The following is a 7,385-nucleotide window of genomic DNA, read 5'->3' on the forward strand; positions in this document are numbered from 1 at the left end:
TATCCGCGACGGGGACCCGGCTTGGGAATCGATGGTCCCGGAGCCGGCCGCGGCGTTGATCAAAGAACACGGTCTGTTCGGTTACCGGGGCTGAGTAGCCGGCTTAGTGAGGCTGCGGGGATTTCGGTCGGCGGGCGCGCCTGAGTCCCATGTGAGTCGGTGGGGCGTAGCGACTATCGTACGCGACCTGGCGGGGTGCGACTACGTGCAACGTTGAAGTAAAACTTATTCAAGATCGTCAGGTCAGCGGGAGACAGTGCAAGAGTCATCGCAAATATCCCGCGACGCTGTAATTAGCTTAAACGCAAGGCCGCGCCGACAGACGCGCGGAGTCGTCGCGCAAACCGGCTTCAAATATCCGGATACGCGTGGGTGCGACCGAACTGGCATGGTGAGTTTCCAGGGCCCTGCGTCGAGATTACCAGACGAGTCGCTACGCGACGACGTTTGAGCACGCGGTCGTCGGTGGCGATGGCGTGGGGGTCCAAGGCGATGCTTGCGGTTCATCCCTATGTCCGTTCTGATCGCGTCCGGTTCGTTGTAGTCAACGTCCTCATGTGTGCGCATGGTTCGGCGTGCCCGCGTGGATACCTGGTCACAGTCGATCCAGGCGTGGTGATCGGCGTAGATAAGGCGCGGCATTTTGACGCGGCCGTGGTGAAGTATTCCGATTTCGACAGTTTCACGCACCCCGGCATTTTGGTGTTCGCCATGGTCATCCCTATCGCAATATCAATGGACATCCTACAGAAAACCTTCACGGATCTATAGATGTCGGTGCGGCAACCACGCCGCGCTTTTTCGCCACGCCCGATAACCCGCGACAGTTAAGAAACGAACAGTATTCAGCCACCCCAGCGGTGCGACAACCATGCTACGTCCATGGTAGATTTTCCGCGAAGGTGCCGGCTACGGGCACGCTCATCAAGGCTAGACAACATGATCCCATTTCGATCCCGATATGGATCCCGCGGGCTGCGTGGCCTAATTGCGGTTGGGACTGTGTCGCTGGGGTGCGCGCTGTTGCTGGGGGGCTGCAATTCTAGCGGCGCGGCAAATTCCGCCTCTGGCTCTCCGAGCGTGACGGCGAACCTATCCGGCACGGTGATGGGCGGCACGCAACCGGTCAGCGCGGCGACGGTGACGCTCTACGAGGCCGGCACCGCGCCCGGTGCGAGTCCTACGATGTTGGGCGGTGCCACTACCGATAGCAGCGGCAGCTTCTCCATCAACTATGCGAACCCCGGCGGGGGTACGGTGCTCTATGTGCTGGCCGACGGCGGGAATGGCGGGAATGGCGGGAACGGGATCAACCCCGACATCGAACTGGCCACGGCCTTCTCCGCTGCGACCCCTCCGGCGAGCGTGACCGTCGACGAATTGACCACGGTCGCCACCGGCTACGCACTGAGTGGATTCTTCTCTGGGGGAAGCTTTTCGGACTCGGCGGGTCGGCACCTGGCGCTGGCCCTGGCACCGATCGGAGACCTCGTGGACATCGCCACGGGCGGCGCAGGCAATGTGATCCAGGGCACGAGCAACGGCGCGGCGACCACCACCGAGGCGAAATTCAACGCCCTGGCGGATGCGCTCGCCAACTGCGTGCAGACGAGCGCGAGCGCGCCCGCGTGCCAGAATCTGATGGCGGACGCGACCCCGAGCGGTGCCGCCGCGCCCGTGGACACTCTGCAAGCGGTGGTGGACATCGCCCGCAACCCGGCACACAACGTCGGGGCGTTGCTGGCGCTGGCGGCCGGTGGACCCTATACCAGCCCGGCACCTGCCATCGGTGCGCACAGTCTGATGCTGGCGCTCCGATACACGGGCGGAGGCCTATACGCGCCGTATGATATTGCCGTGGACGGGAACGGCAATGTATGGGCGACCAACTTTGCCGGCGACAGCGTCACTGAGCTGGCGCCCAGCGGAACGGCCATATCGCCCTCCGTTGGATTCTCCGGCGGTGGATTGAAGGGGCCATCGGGTATTGCCGTGGACCCGTCGGGCCACGTGTGGGCGGCCGACCATGCGGCTGGCACCGTTACCGAACTGGCTGCGAATGGCACGCCAATCTCGCCAGTGACTGGTTTTGTCGGGGGTGGATTGGCCGGGCCTGCGAACATTGCCTTTGACCACTCGGGCGACGTATGGGTAACCAATCGGAACGGTAACAGTGTCACCGAACTGGCTTCTAACGGCACGCCGTTGTCGCCATCAGGCGGTTTCACCGGTGGGGGATTGAACCAGCCAATCGCCATTGCCGTGGACGGCGCGGACCACGTGTGGGTGACCAATGCCACCGGGAACAGTATCACTGAGCTTGCCTCCGACGGCACCCCGATCTCGCCCATCGGCGGCTACACTGGCGGAGGATTGAATCAGCCATTTAGAATGGTCATTGACCATTCGGGCCGTGTGTGGGTGGTCAATATCGGTACCACCGGTGTCACCGTACTGGCGGCTGACGGCACGCCCGTCCCGGGGAGCCCGTTCACCGGCGGTGGACTTAATGCACCGGATGGGATTGCCCTGGATAACTTGGGCGACGTATGGGTAGCCAACTTCGTTGGAAACAGCATTACTGAACTCGCGGGCGACGGTACGCCGCTCTCACCCAGCACCGGGTTCACCGGCGGCGGCCTGAATGAACCACGCGGCGTCGCCGTCGACGGGGCCGGGAACTTGTGGGTCGCCAATTTTCTCGGCAACAGCGTCGTTGAGTTCATCGGTGCCGGGGCGGCGGAGTAGGGGAGGCCGCCCGGTCCGGCGGACTATTACGCGGGCGAGTTTCGAATTTCAATGCACAAACCAGGCCGTTGCGAGGCCTGCAAACGAGTGCTATTCTGCCCGGGCATGGCGGCAATGCGGTACCCCCACCCGACGGCACCCTTGTAATTGTTGAAGTGCGCCCCAGTGTTCTGGCCGCCGTTGCGGCAGTTGACCCACGTTTTGTCACCTTGCGTCACGCCGTTTCGTGATTCGCCGCAGCTATTGCCGCCTCCCATGGTGAGTAATCCTTGAACGAAAATGGGCAACAGAATCCCTGGTACCGTCAGGTTACAGCGGTATTGCCCAGGCATCCGTATCTCAAGGGTATTGGAACGACGCTTTTCATCGGCGTATTTTTCGGCGCTTATTTCTATCTGCTCAGGCACCCGGCCTACCCGGTAACGGTAATGCCCATCACCTTTTTGGATCGCCTGATTGGGTTTCAACCTCAGGCCTTGCTCTTGTACGTATCACTGTGGATCTACGTTTCGCTGCCCCCGGCATTGCTGGCGACGCGGCGCGAGCTGTACCGCTATGGCAGTGCCATGGCCATGACCTGTTTCGCAGGGCTGCTGGTCTTCTACTTCTGGCCCACGGTTGTACCCCCCGCCAATATCAACTGGGCGCTGTATCCCGACGTGGATTTTCTCAGGAACATGGATGCCGCGGGCAATGCCTGCCCGTCGCTGCATGTCACCACGGCAGTTTTCTCCGGGATCTGGATCCACCACTTGCTGCGCCGCTTTGGCGCACCGCGGTGGATACTCAGCTGCAACTGGCTGTGGTGCACCGGCATCGTCTATTCCACGCTGGCCACACGCCAGCATGTCGTCGTGGATGTACTGGCTGGTCTCGTGCTAGGGCTACTGGCCGCCTATCTGTCATTGCGACATCGCGCGGCTGCGGAGGTAACCGGTAAATTCCCAAATCCGCCGGATTGAGCCAAATCGACCAAGGAAATTTACGAACATCCGGCTTTACATTCGGCAGGATGATTTTCCCTTGAGCCTGCCTTGACCGCAGGCGTTCGCGCCGCTTCTTTCTGCGCGAAGGCTACGGATGCCCGCTGCCGCACTTCGCGGTCTCCTTCCCAATGGCCTACGCCTTCGCGCGCTGCATGGAAGCGGTATCGCGCATGACACCGTGGGACCCCTTCATCACCCGCAGCGTCGTCCTGCTGCTGGAGGAAACCGCCGCCAGCAATGCCCGGGCCCTGAAGCTCCTCGGTTACGAGCCTGAGGTCCACTGGAAGGATGCCGTGCGCGCCCAGCTTGCCGAGATGCAGCGCGATCACGTCAAAGGCCTGCGCATGGCGCGACCGATCCCTGTGGAGGCAATCTAAAATCCGGGAAAGACCCCAACCGACGGAAGGTGTAGAAATGAAGCTTAAGGAACCTCTGCAAAGTCCATGATCCATAGGGTAAGCACATTCCAACGGGTCAGAGGCATGAATGAGCAAACAAATGACGCTGGGCACGACGGGCTTTGAGAAGTACCCCGATGCGGTGGCCGCCAGCCCGGCCAACGTCCACGATGCCACCTGCCTGCCGGATCTGTTGCACGGGGAGGAGACCCGGAGCTGGGGCGACTCGGCCTATCAAGGTCAGGGCGAGGTCATTCGAGTTTCTCGCCGAATTTACGTCTGTAGGTGAGCTGGGGTGGCATTATCCGCTACTTGTTCACAGGTTCCCAAGATGAGACCTTGTTAAACCATCGAACTGATGTCCGATGCAAAGCTGGGATAGGCGAATATGATGCCCTTGATCCTGTTCGCGCTTAGGCCTGCGTTCATCGCCATTGCGAAGAGGTTGATCTGTTCCTCAGCACCCGGCCCTATCAAATGCGCGCCGAGGATCTTGCCGGTCCCTTTTTCGACCAGAAGTTTGTAGGCGCTGTGCTTGGCGCCGACACGCAGCGACGAATACCAGTTCGCCGTCTTCTCGAAGTGGGTGTCGAAATCCAATCCGTTGTCGCGCGCTGCAGCTTCGGACAGCCCGACCGATGCCAGCTGCGGAAGCGTAAAGACGACGCTTGGGATCGGCGGGTAGTTCACCTCACGATCATCCTTACCGGCAAGCAGGTTCTTGCCCGCGATCCGACCTTCGTAAGCTGAAACAGGCGTAAGATTCGGGCCGCTGTTCGCACAATCGCCCGCGGCGAAGATGGCGGGGTTGGTGGTGCGCATGAAGGAACTGACCTTGATGCCCTTCCGGCCATACTCAACGCCCGCAGCTTCGAGATTGAGATGGTCAATATTGGGTACGCGCCCGGTCGCATGAACCACCAGGTCGCAACGAACGGTTTGCGGCCCCTTCGGTGTCTCGTAAGCCACCGTAAAACCCGAACCATTCTTCTCGATCCTGAGGACTTTGGCCTCGGTGCGCAGGTCTACGCCAAGATCCGCAGTTGCTTCGCTGAGAACTTCGACGAGATCCGGATCGAAATTCCCCAGCGGTCGATTCATCATTTCCAGAACCGTCACTTCGCGCGCACCCGCTCGCTTCGAGATGTGGGCGAATTCCATCGCAATGAATCCGCCGCCAACGAACACGATGCTTTCCGGCCGTTCGGGCAACTCGAGGAAATCAGTACTGGTTGCGAGTAACTCCTCACCGGGGATTTTCAGCGTCATTGGTCGAGCGCCGGTGGCGATATGAAAGTTCTTTGCGGACAGGGTCTCGCCGTTTACCTCGATCTTGTTACGCGCGGTGAAGCGCGCCTCACCATGCAACACGGTGATACCCGCCTTCTCCAGCCCGCCCTCAATGCGTTCAGGCATCGCGTCGGTGAACGTGCGCTTGAAGGCGATCATATCCGGCCAGTCGACGGAGGTCTGTGCCTCCAGCCCCTTGCCGTCCATGTTGCGGGCCCACTCAATCCCCTCAGTTACAGCGATTAGCATCTTTTTTGGATCGCACCCGCGCAACGCACAGGTGCCGCCGAACGGCAGGCTGTCGATGCTGGCGACCTTCCAACCAGCGTTGGCGGCCATCCGGGCGACACCATTTCCACCTGTCCCGCCGCCGATCACGATCAGATCAAACTCCGTGTTAGCGCTCATAATTTCGCTCCTTCTGGATCCTTAAAGTCCTTGGGCAATCCTTGCACACTGGTCAGCATCACGTTGACCCGCCGCGCTCACCCCGACTCCTTTTTGTTCCTGAGTTCGGCAAGCCGGGCAATCAACCTCGCGAGATGCGCGCCAAATAAATCTGTCCCCTTCGCTCTTAAAATCTTTCACGAGGTAGCGACACTCCTGTATACACCGCTGGTTCAAAAACCAAGTTCGGATAGGCTCGGGTGGCCGTCTGGACGGCGACCGAGTGGCCAGTGATATTTGCGTTCCGAGTCTTTGATTGGCAGATCATTGATGCTGGCTATGCGACGTTTCATGAGACCGGAATCGGAAAATTCCCAATTCTCGTTGCCGTATGATCGGAACCAATGCCCAGCGTCATCGTGCCACTCATACGCAAACCGAACCGCTATTCTGTTACCAGAGGCAATCCATAGCTCTTTGATTAGCCGGTAGTCCAGCTCCTTGTTCCACTTGCGTCGTAGGAAGGCGACAATTTCCTGCCTGCCGGATATAAAGTCGCTTCTGTTGCGCCACTGACTCTCACTGGTATATGCGAGGGCAACCTTTTCGGGATCTCTCGAGTTCCACGCATCTTCTGCCAGGCGAACTTTCTTAACCGCAGCGTCTTGATCGAAAGGTGGAAAGGGCGGTTTGGATTCATCCGTCATTCGATGATCCTCTTAGTTGTTACATTAGGGGTATAACGTATAAGCATTTATCCGGCGTGCGCGGCATGGTGGATAAATGTGCGTTGGACTAAACCGCCCATCCGGTTGGCGCCGACCTATCTATAGGGAAATGTATTGTGTGGAGCGAGCGTGGCGCGTGGGTGGCGGAGCGGATCGTTGCGTCCACCGTGCCTTTGGGTTCTTATCCGCCATGCAGGAAGCTCCTGCGAGGATCGATTTTCCTCAATCTAGCGCCATTTTTGTCAAAGATCCAATTCGGAGGCGTACGCAGCCCCAGCCTGGCGCGAGGCTGTCGCGGAGGTGTGTTGGCGCGTGGCCTCAGTATCGGATGATGGTTGGTAACCGGGTGGCGCGCCGCAGGCCCGCTGTGGCGGCAGCTGCGCGATCACGTGTAGGCGACATCTGGGTACGTGAGGAGGCGAATATGGCATCCCCGGATAGAGCACAACTACCATCCGGAATTCGCGGCCTGATGGGCTTTTGTCTTTTCGTTCCCATCTACGCCTTAACAGATCTGGTTCTCGGCGGCTATGGTGGGCATCTGTTCGGCTATACGATCCCTGAAAGTCCGACCCAGTGGGCGGTTACAATTGTCGTTGGACTGTCGTATGCGCCCCTGTTCTATGTACTCCTTCGCAGGTCGGCACTCGCCTGGAAATTCGGATGGATTGTTTTCGCGGAGACATTCCTGTCATCCCTCTGGATGATTCTTGCCTCGACTATCGATCTACCGCCTCACTCCGGGCCGCGGAGAAGATCTTGGATTCGGGCCCACTGGCCATCCCGTAGAATCCGTCGCGTCATGGCGCCAACCCTCACTCGGTCATGGAGTTGGAACCATAGTCTAA

General features: G+C 59.6%; 7 protein-coding genes. 5 read left to right on the forward strand and 2 right to left on the reverse strand.

What is annotated here, in order from left to right:
• Nucleotides 1-471 precede the first annotated feature (471 nt).
• From B7Z66_15465 to B7Z66_15485, 5 genes are all read left to right on the forward strand, one after another.
• Entirely contained in the window at nt 472-771 is a 300-nt protein-coding gene (locus B7Z66_15465) for a hypothetical protein (GenBank protein ID OYV74726.1), read from the forward strand.
• 336 nt (nt 772-1,107) lie between these two features.
• Complete coding sequence (locus B7Z66_15470; GenBank protein OYV74727.1) at nt 1,108-2,748, forward strand: hypothetical protein; 1,641 nt, start codon at nt 1,108-1,110, stop codon at nt 2,746-2,748.
• 269 nt (nt 2,749-3,017) lie between these two features.
• Nucleotides 3,018-3,710 carry a hypothetical protein gene (locus B7Z66_15475; protein OYV74728.1) on the forward strand — a complete coding sequence of 231 codons (693 nt, stop codon included), beginning with the start codon at nt 3,018-3,020 and terminating at the stop codon, nt 3,708-3,710.
• Between the two features lie 152 nt (nt 3,711-3,862).
• Nucleotides 3,863-4,111 carry a hypothetical protein gene (locus tag B7Z66_15480; GenBank protein OYV74729.1) on the forward strand — a complete coding sequence of 83 codons (249 nt, stop codon included), beginning with the start codon at nt 3,863-3,865 and terminating at the stop codon, nt 4,109-4,111.
• A gap of 121 nt (nt 4,112-4,232) precedes the next feature.
• Nucleotides 4,233-4,421, forward strand: a complete 189-nt coding sequence (locus B7Z66_15485; protein ID OYV74730.1) for a hypothetical protein — start codon at nt 4,233-4,235, stop codon at nt 4,419-4,421.
• A 53-nt stretch (nt 4,422-4,474) separates the two neighbouring features.
• Here B7Z66_15485 and B7Z66_15490 read toward each other — a convergent pair whose 3' ends face one another.
• Both B7Z66_15490 and B7Z66_15495 read right to left on the reverse strand, forming a co-directional pair.
• Entirely contained in the window at nt 4,475-5,830 is a 1,356-nt protein-coding gene (locus tag B7Z66_15490; protein ID OYV74731.1) for a hypothetical protein, read from the reverse strand.
• Between the two features lie 212 nt (nt 5,831-6,042).
• On the reverse strand, nt 6,043-6,516 hold the full coding sequence (locus B7Z66_15495; GenBank protein ID OYV74732.1) for a hypothetical protein: 474 nt from the start codon (nt 6,514-6,516) through the stop codon (nt 6,043-6,045).
• Nucleotides 6,517-7,385 lie beyond the last annotated feature (869 nt).

This window comes from Chromatiales bacterium 21-64-14 (genome assembly GCA_002255365.1).
Lineage (GTDB): Bacteria > Pseudomonadota > Gammaproteobacteria > 21-64-14 > 21-64-14 > 21-64-14.

Excerpts from the sequence above, each read along its gene's own strand:
- B7Z66_15485 (OYV74730.1), top strand. The coding sequence starts at position 4,233 with ATGACGCTGGGCACGACGGGCTTTGAGAAGTACCCCGATGCGGTGGCC.
- B7Z66_15480 (OYV74729.1), top strand. The coding sequence starts at position 3,863 with ATGGCCTACGCCTTCGCGCGCTGCATGGAAGCGGTATCGCGCATGACA.
- B7Z66_15465 (OYV74726.1), top strand. The coding sequence starts at position 472 with ATGGCGTGGGGGTCCAAGGCGATGCTTGCGGTTCATCCCTATGTCCGT.
- B7Z66_15470 (OYV74727.1), top strand. The coding sequence starts at position 1,108 with ATGGGCGGCACGCAACCGGTCAGCGCGGCGACGGTGACGCTCTACGAG.
- B7Z66_15495 (OYV74732.1), bottom strand. The coding sequence starts at position 6,516 with ATGACGGATGAATCCAAACCGCCCTTTCCACCTTTCGATCAAGACGCT.
- B7Z66_15490 (OYV74731.1), bottom strand. The coding sequence starts at position 5,830 with ATGAGCGCTAACACGGAGTTTGATCTGATCGTGATCGGCGGCGGGACA.